At 41.6% G+C, this 13,971-nt stretch carries 11 protein-coding genes; 6 read left to right on the forward strand and 5 right to left on the reverse strand.

Features of this window, described 5'->3' with window-relative positions:
• The first annotated feature begins 54 nt into the window (after positions 1-54).
• Positions 55-747: an XRE family transcriptional regulator gene (locus ACQ76V_RS10725; RefSeq protein ID WP_441000498.1), complete on the forward strand. Its 693-nt coding sequence runs from the start codon at positions 55-57 to the stop codon at positions 745-747.
• Positions 748-1,314: 567 nt separating this feature from the next.
• Here the strand turns inward: ACQ76V_RS10725 and ACQ76V_RS10730 are convergent.
• Positions 1,315-2,538, reverse strand: coding sequence for an acetate/propionate family kinase (locus tag ACQ76V_RS10730; protein WP_441000499.1), 1,224 nt, complete (start codon positions 2,536-2,538; stop codon positions 1,315-1,317).
• A gap of 261 nt (positions 2,539-2,799) precedes the next feature.
• Between ACQ76V_RS10730 and ACQ76V_RS10735 the strand changes: the two genes are divergently transcribed.
• Both ACQ76V_RS10735 and ACQ76V_RS10740 read left to right on the forward strand, forming a co-directional pair.
• The gene (locus ACQ76V_RS10735; RefSeq protein WP_441000500.1) at positions 2,800-3,381 is read left to right on the forward strand and encodes a penicillin-binding protein activator LpoB; all 582 of its coding nucleotides are present in this window, start codon (positions 2,800-2,802) and stop codon (positions 3,379-3,381) included.
• Between the two features lie 15 nt (positions 3,382-3,396).
• The gene (locus tag ACQ76V_RS10740) at positions 3,397-4,812 is read left to right on the forward strand and encodes a COG3014 family protein (RefSeq protein WP_441000501.1); all 1,416 of its coding nucleotides are present in this window, start codon (positions 3,397-3,399) and stop codon (positions 4,810-4,812) included.
• A 77-nt stretch (positions 4,813-4,889) separates the two neighbouring features.
• Here ACQ76V_RS10740 and ACQ76V_RS10745 read toward each other — a convergent pair whose 3' ends face one another.
• The 4 genes from ACQ76V_RS10745 to ACQ76V_RS10760 form a co-directional block, all read right to left on the reverse strand.
• Positions 4,890-5,540 (reverse strand): DUF481 domain-containing protein, encoded by a 651-nt coding sequence (locus tag ACQ76V_RS10745; RefSeq protein WP_441000502.1) that lies wholly within the window; start codon positions 5,538-5,540, stop codon positions 4,890-4,892.
• Positions 5,541-5,792: 252 nt separating this feature from the next.
• Positions 5,793-6,965, reverse strand: coding sequence for a SpoIIE family protein phosphatase (locus ACQ76V_RS10750; protein ID WP_441000503.1), 1,173 nt, complete (start codon positions 6,963-6,965; stop codon positions 5,793-5,795).
• 43 nt (positions 6,966-7,008) lie between these two features.
• Complete coding sequence (locus tag ACQ76V_RS10755) at positions 7,009-11,871, reverse strand: two-component regulator propeller domain-containing protein (protein WP_441000504.1); 4,863 nt, start codon at positions 11,869-11,871, stop codon at positions 7,009-7,011.
• 112 nt (positions 11,872-11,983) lie between these two features.
• On the reverse strand, positions 11,984-12,259 hold the full coding sequence (locus ACQ76V_RS10760; RefSeq protein ID WP_441000505.1) for an ATP-binding protein: 276 nt from the start codon (positions 12,257-12,259) through the stop codon (positions 11,984-11,986).
• A gap of 171 nt (positions 12,260-12,430) precedes the next feature.
• Here ACQ76V_RS10760 and ACQ76V_RS10765 point away from each other — a divergent pair, with 171 nt between their 5' ends.
• The 3 genes from ACQ76V_RS10765 to ACQ76V_RS10775 all read left to right on the forward strand — a co-directional run.
• On the forward strand, positions 12,431-12,580 hold the full coding sequence (locus tag ACQ76V_RS10765) for a hypothetical protein (protein ID WP_441000506.1): 150 nt from the start codon (positions 12,431-12,433) through the stop codon (positions 12,578-12,580).
• 399 nt (positions 12,581-12,979) lie between these two features.
• Positions 12,980-13,294 (forward strand): HPF/RaiA family ribosome-associated protein, encoded by a 315-nt coding sequence (locus tag ACQ76V_RS10770; RefSeq protein WP_441000507.1) that lies wholly within the window; start codon positions 12,980-12,982, stop codon positions 13,292-13,294.
• A gap of 362 nt (positions 13,295-13,656) precedes the next feature.
• On the forward strand, positions 13,657-13,971 hold a 315-nt coding region (locus ACQ76V_RS10775), incomplete at its 3' end, for an IS110 family transposase (protein WP_441000508.1).

Genomic DNA, 13,971 nt, shown 5'->3' on the forward strand with positions numbered 1-13,971 from the left:
TCTATCTATCTCACAACGAAATCCCAAATATGGGAATAATTATTTACATTCATTATGCCTGCAAGAAAAATATTTAGTGAAAGACTAAAAGAGTTGGAACAAGTATTAGGCCTTCCACCTACTGAAATGGCTAATATAGGGGGCTGTAGTCAGTCTACGTATTACCGGTATAGAAAAGGGGAGTCAACCCCCGACTTGGATTTTCTAAATAGTATTCTCAAAAATGAAAATACTATAAATGCCGAATGGCTCCTAAAAGGTGTTTATCCTATTCTTAAAAAAAGCACGAAACGAAATAATGAGAAAGACGGAAATCGGATTAATTTCGTAAATCTGCCGTATTATACAATGAACCCTATGCAGGAAGGCGGAGAAGGATATCTGTCTGTAGAGAAATGGCAAAACCCCTCTCGTACCATTCCATTTTGTAATACGTTCATTAATACTATAGTTGAACCCAATACAAGCAATCTCTTGGCCATCAATGTCAAATGCGACTCAATGAGTCCGGTTATAAAGTCTGGAAGCATTATCTTGGCAAATAGAGATCAAACCGATCCTGTCGGTGATGGAATCTTCATCGTAAGATTTGATAATGAAATACGTATGAAGCTTGTTCAACGCCTCCCATCAAAGCGGCTACAGCTTTCGACGATAAATAAGAAATTTAATCCCATAGAAGTTGGATTAGATGAAGATAACTTTGATATTATCGGACGAATAATTTGGAGAGGATCAGCTGTTTAATTTTTATCCACCTGAATTAAAATCATCTTCACCGTTACGTTATAGTTGGCTACGTTTTTATAAAAAGTGTACAACTGTAAAATTTCGGTGTAATAATATTCTTAGCCGGCGGGGAGAGTAATAGGAGGAATTATTAGCCTCTTGGACTACTGATTAGTAGATAGTAAAATATCCATTGAATTGTTTTCACAGCTTTCCTATTAGTTGTTACATGACATCCCAAAATCAATCTCTATGAATCATAAAACCATATATCAATTTGGGTTCGGATCAGAAGGTTAAGGGTTCGAATCCTTTCGGGCGTACTTTCTTATAAGCCCATAACTTACAATAAGTTATGGGCTTTTTTATTTTCACTTATTGATAAAATTTAGGAGAAAGGATCCAAATTTTGGTAACATTTGGGTACCAGAGTTAAGTACTTCTGATCAATATTAATGCAGTGCGAAAGGTGCTCTACCTGCGATACCACTTTGGGGAGCAATCGGGTTGTATGCTGCCCCCCATTGCATATTGTTAAGGCAAGAGATTCAGATACGGTTTCTCAAAATACGGAAAGGATATGTGCTACACCCATGGAGATTGATCGGAGGCCTGTGCAATTTTTGCTGTGTCTATGGCAATAACCAGCTCTTCATTGGTGGGAATTACCCAGACTTCCGTTTTGGATGAATCACTGCTTATTTTCTGTATCTTGCCCGATTCCGTTGATTCATTTCTTTCAGGATCAATCCCAATACCCAGTGATTCCATATTTTTAAGAGACTGCCGACGTACCATTGCCGAATTTTCTCCGATTCCGGCAGTAAAAATAATGGCATCACAACCGTTTAGAGCTGCAATATACGAGCCGATATATTTCTTTAAGTCATAGCAGAATACATCAATCGCCTGCTGACACCGACGGTCCCCCCGTTTTGCTTCTTCAGTGAGTTCTCTCATATCTGCCGCATAACCGCTCAGTCCCAATAACCCGCTATGCTTGTTCAACAGTGCATGTAGGTTATTGAGAGACAGCTCTTCTTTTTCAACCAGGTAAAAGAGGATAGACGGATCAATGTCACCTGAACGGGTGCCCATTACCAATCCTGATAGCGGAGTGAAGCCCATAGAAGTATCAATCGACTTGCCGCCTTTTACAGCTGTAACGGAAGCACCGTTTCCCAGGTGACAAGTAATCACCTTGGTATCCTCTACGGGTTTGTCGGTCATTTTGTAGTATTGTCGGCTCACATAATAGTGTGATGTCCCGTGAAATCCATATTTCCGAATTTTATAACGGCGATATAGCCGGTTCGGAATGCCGTACAGATATGCTTCGGCAGGGAGTGAGTGGTGAAATGCCGTATCAAATACCGCAACATGGGGTATTTCAGGCAGATACTTCATTGCGGCTTCTATTCCTTTTAAATTCGGAGGATTATGAAGCGGAGCCAGGTCGAATGCCTGCCTGATGGCATCTATCACATCCTCATCAATGAGAACCGAGTCTTTGAACATTTCGCCGCCGTGAACAACCCGGTGACCGACAGCTTTAATATCATCCGTCGATGAGATTGCCGTATTATCTGAATCCATCAGAAAATTCATAATTTCCTCCAAAGCCTTAATGTGATTCTCGATCTTACGGGTATCTTTTACCGATTTGAATCCTACAGGCTCATGTTTAACAATGGAAGTGACCGCACCGATACGTTCCACGATACCGGAGCAGATCTCTTTTTGTTCCGAGGTTTCAATTAGATTGTATTTTACGGATGAACTGCCACAATTGATCACAAGTACGATCATTACATTCTGTATCCAAAGGTTGAACAATTAATATGAAATAGCTTAATATAGTGAAGGTGAATGAATTTTTGATAAAGGTTGAAGGATTCAGGTTGCAATGTAGTATCCTTTTTGGCAGATATTTAAATTTCTTATTATGCCTGCGTTGCAATGTTTATATGATATAAGTACTAAAGTCGTTACCTTTTACTAATATTAACTTTCGGAAAGTAATCTATTTTGCAACTGCAAAGTTATTCCATGTTAAATCAGATAAATACTATGAAGAAATTTTCGACAATATTCCTTCTTTGCTTATTGGGTATATGGGGTTGTAGTAACACAAAGAATGTTTCTCGGGTAGATTCCGATCAAGATATTAATTTAAGTGGGCGATGGAATGACTCTGATTCACGGCTGGTATCCGATGAGATGATAAATGATGCCCTTTCACGCAGCTGGCTCAAAAATTACACCGAAGAACACGGTCGCAAACCCACGATTATTGTAGGAACGGTCAAGAACAAGACCAGTGAGCACATTAGTGCCGAGACTTTCATTAAAGACATGGAACGTGAGATTCTGAATTCAAATAGAGCCAGAATTGTACAGGCCGGGCAAGCTAGAGAAGAGTTGAGAAAAGAACGGGACGATCAACAGGATTATGCTTCCCTTTCAACAATGAAAAAATGGGGACTAGAAAGGGGGGCTGATTTCGTCCTGCAGGGAACCATCAATTCTATTACGGATTCCAACAAAAAACAAAAACTTATTTTTTATCAGGTCGATTTAGAGCTCACTGATCTTGAAAACAATGAAAAAGTCTGGATAGGAACCAAGAAGATCAGAAAAGTCGTGAAGTAGTCAGAAACTCCTGAAATGAAGAAGTATAACAGACTGTTTTACGGCTTTGTGCTGCTCGCTATAGTATTAATTGCTGGATGTGCCACGTACTATCAAACAACACTGGACTTTCAGGAAAACTTTGTCAAGGGAGAAATTGAAGAAGCCAATAAGGTACTTGATAAAAATAAAAAAGCAGCGACCAAGGATAAGAGTAAGCTGCTGTACAACCTGCAAAAAGGCGTCGTTTTACAGATGCTCGGCCGATTTGAGGAAAGCAACAAATTTCTTGAAGAAGCCTATATCTTTACGCAAGACTATCGTCAAAGCAATTTAAACAAAGCTGCCAGCCTTGTTACCAACCCAACGACTAAGCCATATACCGGAGAAGATCATGAGCTGGTCCTGATACACTACTATAAGGCATTAAACTATCTCCGAATGAACCAGTATGAGGAAGCCTTGGTAGAGTGTCGAAGAATCAACAACAGGCTTAACCAACTGAACGACCGGTACGAAAATCGAAAAAATCGATATAAACGGGACGCCTTTGCTATGAACCTGATGGGTATCATATATGAGGCATCAGGAGATGTAAATAACGCGTTTATTGCCTATAGAAATGCCTACGAAGCCTATTCGGAAGACTACAAACAGCATTTTAATACCGATGTTCCAACACAATTAAAAAAAGATTTGCTGCGAACAGCCTATTTAAATGGTTTTCCCGAAGAGCTGGAGCGATATGAGAAAAAATTCTCAACGGAATATAAATATCAGGAGAAGAAAGGGGGAGAATTAGTATTTTTCTGGCATAATGGATTGGGACCGGTTAAAGATGAATGGAGCCTAAACTTTTTTATTGTCAAAGGGCAGGGCGGTTTTGTCATATTTGTAAACGAAGAACTTGGACTAAGTTTTCCTTTCCCGTTGCCTGCTATGGGTGAAGGAACCGGAGGACTCGGAGATCTCAAATTTATAAGGGTAGCATTTCCAAAGTATGTGGAACGGAAGCCATATAATCAAAGCGCAGAATTGGTTTCCGGTAATACAACGTACAGACTGGAAATGGCACAAAATATCAATCAAATAGCCTTTAGCACACTTGAAGACCGTATGGTGCGGGAATTTTCCAATTCACTGCTGCGGCTTGCATTAAAACAAACCGCAGAAGGACAAACACGCAAACTCAACCAGAATCTTGGAGCTCTACTCTCTATTGTTAATGCCGTATCTGAAAAGGCAGATACCAGGAACTGGCAGACCATACCGTATACTATTTCCTATGCACGAGTACCTTTGGAAGAAGGGGAGAACAAGATCAAACTAAATACCCGCACACCCAGAAAGAGTGGGAACAAAGAGAAGGTTTTTGAGTTTCGAGCGCAAAAAGGAGAAACAATTTTTTACAGCTTTCATAGCTTGGAAAGCATTCCGGTTAGTCTGAACTGATGCGTATCGCATTCCATTAACGAACGTATTGATAGATCTTTTAAAATTTCTCCTTGTGAGAAATACCGGGAATCCTTTTACAAATGTATGGTTAAACCGGAGGTGATGTTGATGTCAGATTTCTTTAAACCCCGTGGTGGCTTGTTGTCGTAACGCCAAACGAAGGAAAGTCCCAGGTCCAAATATTCATTTATCGCTACTTCCAAACTCATTTCATTCAGCAATCGAAAATCACTAAAATCGGAGATTGCCGGCTGATAATAGGTTGAGTTTAAAAGAGTGCTGTTCCTTCCAATTTCATAGGAAAAAAATCCAACAGTATTTAAGCGGAGCATATTTGTATTGGCGTCCTTATCCGCAAATAATTGCTCTCTATCCAATTTTTCGTTTTCGTACATCAATCCTAATCCCAAATTAACATCAGGACTATCCGCTGTCCCGAATTTTCTTCGAAGACCGGCTCCGATAAGCTGGCGGCTTTTCAAAATCAAATCTTTATTTTGCTGATATTGATAAAAAGAAAACGTTCTATATCGGCTATTGAATATATAGTTATATCGAAGCTGCAAAAAACTTTTTGATGTAATGGTGTTTTCATCCTCACTTAGAAACCTTAGCCCGGTAAAAAGCTTAATCGCATGCCTTCGCTGCTCATATCCAATAATAGATTGCCCTTCAATCTCCAATACCTCTGAATTCCCTTTCTCTAAGTCAAAATCAGCTGACAAGCCAGCGAATCAACCGGGGAACCCCTTGACGACCTTGGATCAGAAAATTGAGGGTTCGAATCCATTCGGTCTTACTTTCTTATAAGCCCATGATCCGTAGTGAGTTATGGGCTTTTTATTTTAGATATTATTACCAAATAGAGAAGAGCGGAGCCAATTTTGGGTAACAAGGCCATACTCTAACCATACTTTAGCAAAGGGAAATACATAATTTCTGTTTGCATATAAATTCAATTGCAAAATACGCATTGATTATTCCCTGTAATACTCCAAAACTAACAAGGTGATATCATCCGACTGCTGTGCTCTGTTGATGAATTTCAGTACATCTACGATAATGCCCCTCAGTAATTTTCCGTCAGAATCGGCGGCGTGTTTAGCTAAATATTCTTCCAGGCGTTCTTCATCATACATATCCTCAATTTCATTCATAGCTTCCGGTACGCCATCGGTATATAAAACAATCTTGTCCCCTTGTTGCATCTGAATTTTCTTTGATTCATACGTGATAGGCTCAATCTTGCCTAATAGCAATCCATTAGTATTTTCAACTTGTTGGACAGAACCGTCATTTCTAACAATGTAAGGTAAGTTATGCCCACCGTTGCAGTAATCAACAATCCCAGTTACGGTATCTAGCACACCGTAAAAAACCGTAACAAAAGTAGAGATATCACTCTCAGGGATAAGCATGGTGTTCACCGCAGAAAGACACTGGGCCGGATCGTGAACCTGGGATGCGATGCCTTTGAGCATGGTGCGCGAAACCGCCATATAAATGGAAGCAGGAATGCCCTTTCCCGACACATCGCCAATTACAAAAGCAAGGTGTGTATCATCAATGAAGAAAAAATCATAAAAATCACCCCCCACTTCTTTCGCGGTATGCATTTCGGCATACACGCTAAACTCGCTGCGATCCGGAAAAGCAGGGAAGTTCTTCGGTAGTATGTTCTGCTGTATGCGGGCAGCGGTGTCTAAATCCTGCTGTACGTCGTCCAGTTGTTTTTTCTGGCTCATCGATTCTTTAACGTAGCTAATCTCTTTGAGTCCTTTTTCTATAGTGGTTTCCAAATCACCAAAATCAATGGGCTTGGTTACAAAATCGAACGCCCCGCGGTTCATGGCTGTACGGATATTCTCCATATCGCCGTATGCCGAAACAATAACCGTTTTTAAGGCATGATCATTTTTCTCCTGCAGCTTTAACAACAACGTAAGCCCATCCATGGTGGGCATATTGATATCCGAAAGGATCAGCGAAATATTGTGTCCGCCTCCGTTCAACATATTCAGTGCTTCAAGTCCGTTTTCGGCAAAAAAGAACTTATAGTCGTTATTTCGAATTTTCTTGCGAAACTTCTGGAGAATAAGCATTTGCAGATCTGGCTCGTCATCAACCACCATAATATTATGCGTTCTCATAACCGTAGGCTTTAAAATTAATTTTATAAATTACTGACAAACATCAGACAGCCGGATGCATAGGTATCTTTATAATAAAACGGGTAAATACATTTGGCTCACTTTCAATTTCTAATTCGCCTCCGTGTGCTTGAATAATATCATTTGTGATATAAAGCCCCAGCCCGGTACCTTCGATACCTTTCTTTGTAGTAAAAAATGGCTGCATAATTTTTTTCCTGATCTTCTCAGGTATTCCCGGTCCGTTGTCCTCAATTTCGACGATAGCCTGAGCACTTTTTTTGCCGGTTCGTATTGTTAATTTGGGTTGATATGCTGACTGCTGATCACCCGCCGCTGAAAGTTTATCTCTCATCGCATCAAACGCATTATTGCACAGGTTCACGATTACCCGGCTAAAGTCCTCGGCAATGAGTGGCACTTCATTTAGTTGATCATCGAGATGCATATCTATTTCTACATTCATCGGATCTTTTCCCGCACGCATGCCGTGAAAGGCCAAATTCACAAATTCTTTCAGCAAGGAGTTCAGTTTGGTGGGCTCAATAGTACCGATACCGCCCCGGCTGTGCTGCAGCATCGATTTAACAATACGATCGGCGCGTTTTCCATGCTCATGTATTTTGTGCAGGTTAGTTTCTATGTCATCCAGAATGTTGACGATATATTGTCTGTCATCCCCTCGGTCGGATATTCCAATAGGCTCCCCTTTCAGGAAGGACTTTGCATCAAGTAACGCGTTTTTCACCTCTTCAATCAGCTCAATGCTGAGATCTGCGAAATTATTGACAAAATTGAGAGGATTCTTGATTTCGTGGGCTATGCCAGCGGTGAGCTGACCGAGAGAGGCCAATTTCTCCTGTTGTACCAGTTGTTTTTGCGCTGCCCGGAGCTCTACAAGAGCCGCTTCCGCTTTTTCTTTGGTTTGCTCCAGTTGGTTGAAGTCATCATAACGGGCATAAGCTATTGAAAAAGTCTCGGCCAATGATTTTGACAGGGTGATTTCATTGTCTGTAAGTGGCTCTTTATTTCCAATATATAACATACCCTGCTTAAAAGGAATGAGATGTAAATAGAGCGATTCGGGAGGTTCTTCTGCCCCGGGGTACGCTTTCTTGTCCCGAATTTGACCTTGCTCGGTCATTGATTTCGTCCACTCAATAAAATCTTCCCGGTCCCAGTGTTCTTTATAAACCGTTCCGTTCCTCCAATGGTGGGCCACATTTGCAGTAAACGAATTAGCCCCGAAAGGAAAATTCAATATGGAAAGTAAATGCCCGTCGGATGCCGATAAATAGAATCGGATAGTGGATTCATGATCATCAAGAATACATACCCCACATCTAAAAAATGGGATGCCGATCGCCGTCAATTCACGCCATATCACCGGAATAATTTGCTGCAAATCTTCTGAAGATCGCATACTGGAAATCTCCCCGCGAACCCGATCAAGCGAGGCTTGCTTCATAACTTCTTGGGAGTGGGCCTCGGCTTTTTGCAGATCGAGAAAGCGAATATATGATTGTTCAAAAATCTTTCCGAATCGTTTAAGAATTTCATTATCCTTATTAGAGAATCTTTCCCCGGTATTGTTGATTATGAAAATACTTGTGTTTTGTGATATGGTCACAGATCTCGTATAGCCGCCCGGTAGGGATAGCAATTGTTTTTTCATCTCCTCTGGCACTGATCTCCAGGGTTGATGTTTAAATAAATGCTCAAAAAACTCCCCCTTTTCTTCTTTTGAGTATTTTTCGACCAAGAAATCTTTTTCCTCTTTTATTGCGTCTCTCAGACACTTGAATATTGGTCGGTCTAAGAATGGAACTACGGCTTTTTTGGCATAGTCGGCGGCCCCACCCGATCCCCAAATGGGTACATTCCGATCAACCTCATCATTTATGACAATAAATACGCCCCCATTTATATTCATGTTAATTTTTTTCAATTGCTCCGCAACCGTGTTGACAACCCCTTGCAGCTCCGAGGTATGACGCATGGCCATACTTGTCGAACGGACTCTTTCCAGCGCGGCCTCTATTTCAAGTTCACGGTAGGCTTTCTCGATTTTTTTGGCTTGCTCTAATTCACGCTGTTGTATTTTTTCTCTTTCATTGCGAATCGTACGTGCTTTTTGAACCCGGTGAACAAAGTATACTCCTCCCATGAAAACAAGAATATAGAACAAGTATGCAATCCAATAGCGGTACCAGGGCGGTAAAATTTTAAAACTGTAAATCAACGGTTCGCTCCAAATGCCATCCGGGCTTTGCGCCTGTACCATAAAGTTATAACTACCTTCAAATATATTACCAAAGCTAGCTGTGGCTTTGTCGGTTACCGGCGACCATTCTTCATCGTTGCCTCCAAGTTTATAGCGGTACCGAACCAGATGAGGCCGTGCCGTCTCTATCCCTATAAAGTCAAAGGTTATATTGTTTTTTCTATATGGTAGTACCAGGTTTTCAGGAATAGCACTAAAGGGACGTATACCATCAAAGCGTACATTTTTGAATCTGATTGCCAAGGTATCACGTTCACTTGTCGTCAAGGTTCGGTCAAATGCCCGAAGCTCGTCAATGACGTAAGCAGGTACGTTATTCGTGTTCTGTTTTAGTGGTTGATCGTTTTTTTGTGCCCAATCCAGGCTGTGCCAGCTAATGGTCTCATTATTTATTTTTACGTTTTGTATGTATACAGTTGGCACTTGTTTACTTTTGTGAACGCTGTTATAATCGAACCGCACCAGTTTATCACCCGTACCCGCCCATATAAACTCTCGGCTGTCTTTAAACAGGCTGTAAATATGACTTACATCTTTTATCGGGTATCCTGTTTTTTCGTTATAATTTTCGATGCCGTTTTTGGCAATTTTCCCACCTTCAGTCCCTATTCCGCCGTTAAGGATTGTAAAGCCGTAACTGGTTCCGATGATAAGATTACCGGTGCTGTCTTCCACAATATTATAAACCACATCATTTGCCAATCCTTCGGCCGTGGAAAAGTGTTCAAAGATATTTTCGTAATTTTGCTCAATATCAGGTTCCGATAGTTTCTCGAGATGCCTTTTTCTTATAATGGATACGCCCCCGCCCCAGCCCGCAGTGAATAAATTTCCTTGGGAGTCCTGCATAAGGGTTGAAAGTTTGTTATCGGACAGCCCCTGGGCTTTGGTAAAATTCATAAATTGCTTGCCATCAAACCTGCTTAAACCGCCCCTTGTAGCGATCCAGATAATGCCGTCTTTATCTTCAAAGATGTTCCAGACTGTTTTATGTACCAGGCCTTGACCGGTTGAAAAATTAGTAAAGGATTTGCCGTCAAATTTACTTACCCCTCCGTCAAACGTACCGATCCACAGATTGCCTTCTCGGTCGGTACTTAACGCATTAATATAATCATCCCGCAAGCCCTGCGCTGAAGTGTATTCCGTAAAACTTGACCCATCGTATTTAAACAAACCCGAACTGGTACCAAACCAAAGGTTGCCGCTGTTATCTTCTAACGACGTATAGGCCGTAGTCTCATTAAACCCCTGTTCGGTTGTATAGTTGATAAAGGTTCCCCCCATTTTACCCGACCCGGCTCGGCGGTATTCAACAATTCCACCATCCAGCGGAGCCAACCAGAAGTTGCCTTTATTATCTTCGGTAATGGCGTAAACCGCTTTACCCGGCAGCCCCTGTTCTGAAGAATACTCAACCACACTTTTTCCATCGTATTTACTGAGCCCGCCGCCATACGTTCCAAACCAAAGGCTGCCGGATTTATCTTCGGTGATGCTCTCAACCTGATTGTGTGCTAAACCCTGTTCGGTTGTAAAATTAAGGAAGGTGCTGTCTGCTTTACTATAATTGGAAACGCCTGTTTTTGTACCAAACCAGAGGTTGCCGTCACTGCCTTCCATGCTACTTATCACGCTATTGCCCGCAAGACCGTCATCAACAGTAAAATGTGTAAACATGTTCTCTGTTTTACCTTCCTTAGCATATTCGTACCGACTAAGCAAATCGTTGGTGCCAATCCAAATGATCCCTTCTTTGTCTTCGGTGATGGTATGTACAATTCTACCGCTAACACCCATTGATTCGGATAAATCCTGAAAAGCCTTTTTGCCACTGGCTTCTGCCGTTCGATCATATTTGCTTATGCCACCACCGCTTCCAAACCAAATATTCCCGTTTCGATCCTCCATAATATAGATTACAGCGCCAGCTGCTAATCCATCGTTGGTATCATAGTTGACAAATGAACCTTGTGCGCTGTCTTTATTTGGGGAGCTATACCGGCTTACCCCGTTTTTTGTGGCTAACCAGATATTTCCCTTGCTGTCTTCTAATATTTTACGAACATCATTATCTATAAGACCGTGGGCAGTGGAGAAGTTTTCGAAGGTTACCCCGTCGTATTTGCTAACTCCACCATAGGTGCCGAACCAAATATTGCCCTTACTGTCTTCAGTTATAGTATTAATGAAATTGTGGATCAAGCCATGGGATGAGAAGTAGTTCGTGAATGATTTTCCATTGTACATGCTTGCCCCGTTGCCGGAGGTGCCAAACCAGAGATTTCCCGCTCTGTCTTTATATCCGCAAATAAGACTACTTAGCGCCAAGCCATCTTCGGTGTTAAAGTTTTGCATGGTCACATAAAAACCGGCATCAGTGGTAGTCGGCGGAATTTTTTCAGAGATGTTCACAACCTTTGGCGGCGGAAGGGAATCAAGATAAATAGTGACAAATTTTTTGGCTTCGATGATTACAGGCGGCGAAACAGAATCGGATTGGGCTTGCCCCGCATTTATATTCTTATCTGCAGTGGAGCGGCAGGCAAGAATCATCACAGTTGTTACTAAGAACAAAACACCAAGAAAAAAGGAACGATATAGTTTTTTATTTTTTTTCATTTTTCATCAACCTGTTAGGGTATTCCCTTTACCGGCAAGCCACCTATGTCAATAGCCATTCAATACTCAATCTGCTCTTTAAAAACTACTTTTAAAGCTCCTCCATGCGCCTTTATAGTATCATTGGTGATAGAAAGCCCACGCCCGTTCCTTCGGTCCCTTTCTTAGTTGTAAAAAACGGCTGTAGAGTTTTTTCTTTGAACTCTGGAGGAATGCCGGACCCGTTGTCTTCAATTTGCATAATTACCCGATCATTTCCTCGTACAGTTTTAACTGTGAGTTTTGGAAGGTAGCTCCTTACAAGACCATCCCCCTTGACCCCCACAACTGTCGACGGTATTACCTCCTTTAAAGAGAGACTTTGCTGATTTCTGAATATGATACTCATCCACTATTAAGTTTCGATATTATAAGCTGGCTCCTCTCCTTCAATCTTTTCATTGGAACGCACAATCATTCCCAGCAATTGATCCTCCGTAAAATATGCGGTCGTCCAGATCCACATAGTTTTAATGCGATTCCGATAGTTGATCAACTGGAAAAGATGCAAAACAGCCACATGACCAAGGCTAACCAACCGGTTTCGGTTTTAGAAGGGATAGTAAGATCAGCGGTAGCCTTGCTCTTGCCAATGATGGACATTGATCAGCAAGTTTACGTGCCGAGCAAAGGCAGTCAACCCATTCTTTTGAGATATCTATACCAATAGTGTTCATCGCTTCGTATATTTTAAATACGTGAAGGTGAAGAAGGGTTCCGTGTCCAAATCCATCCTGCATACTGGCTCGAAGCCTACTGTGGTTGCCAGTGGTTACACGGGGGGGGGGCAAATGGGCAGGGCAGTCATTGCGCTCGAGTTCAATGTCGTCTGACTGGTTCCCCGCCCGCCACTAACCTTCCGTTTGACCGAATGTCTGCGAATCAAAAATATCAGTCAATACCAAGTGCTTTATACATAGGATGTCGTTATAGGGCTTACTTAAAAATTAATTCTGCTCGATTCATATAACACTCGTTATTTGTATTATTATAAGATGAATAGCATTGGTGTTATGCCAATGTTGGCATGCATTAAACAAAATAAAAGCAAACAATTAAAAAGGGTCTTATGAAAATACAGTTCAATACTGATAATAACATAGAGGGTACAGAAAAGCTGGAAACGTTTGTATCTAAAAAGATTATAAGTGGATTAAAACACTTCGCTGACTATATTTCTCGCATTGAAGTACATCTTTCAGACCAGAATGCTGATAAAGGAGGTACAGATGATATACAATGTAAGATAGAAGCAAGGGTAGAAGGTATACAACCTGTGATTGTGGTAAGTAAAAGTGGTTCAAAAGAGAAGGCCCTTATTGATGCTATTGACAAAATGAAGGCAAGATTGGGCACCATAATGGGAAAAATGAAAGATAAATAATGACACGCCAACAAAACCTATAACCAATAGCGCATTGGGGGACGCTTCTGCTCATAGCCAAATCGTTAGGCATATTTATATTATCATGAATTATATTCCCATTCTAGGGCGCCCTATAACCCGCCTATAGATTACTCCTACCCAAAAATGACTTACTTTGGCGGTATAGTCCGCCACTGTCCCGCCGGGGTGACCTGGCTAACCCGCTAGCTTTCGAGCTATCATGCGTATGAGTCCCCGGCAGGATTCCAGACCAGAAGGCACTAGTTAGAATGTAAGCCCAACGAGCTCATAAAGGTAATAGTGGCTGGTCCTATCCAGTAAGCGGCAATCATTCACTTGTAAATATAGGAGAAAATCTCATGGAAGCCAGCTATTATATAGGTATTGACATCTCAAAACAGCGGTTGGACTGGCAGGTAAACGACAGCCAAAATAACTCACATAAAAACGGCCAAGAGGTAAACACTCCAAAAGGAATCCACAAGATGATTACCCAATGGAAGCGAGCCGAGATCGATGTAAATGAGCTCATCGTTTGTTTTGAGCACACCGGCCCCTATGGGCTTTTGCTGGCAACCATATTAGAAGAATCCGGGATTTGTTATGTGGTGGTTTCGGCCGTCCAGGTTCAGCTTTCTTTGGGTATCCGTCGGGGGAAGTCTGATCCCATTGAT

Source organism: Fodinibius sp. SL11, from assembly GCF_052060035.1.
Taxonomy (GTDB): Bacteria; Bacteroidota; Rhodothermia; order Balneolales; family Balneolaceae; genus Fodinibius.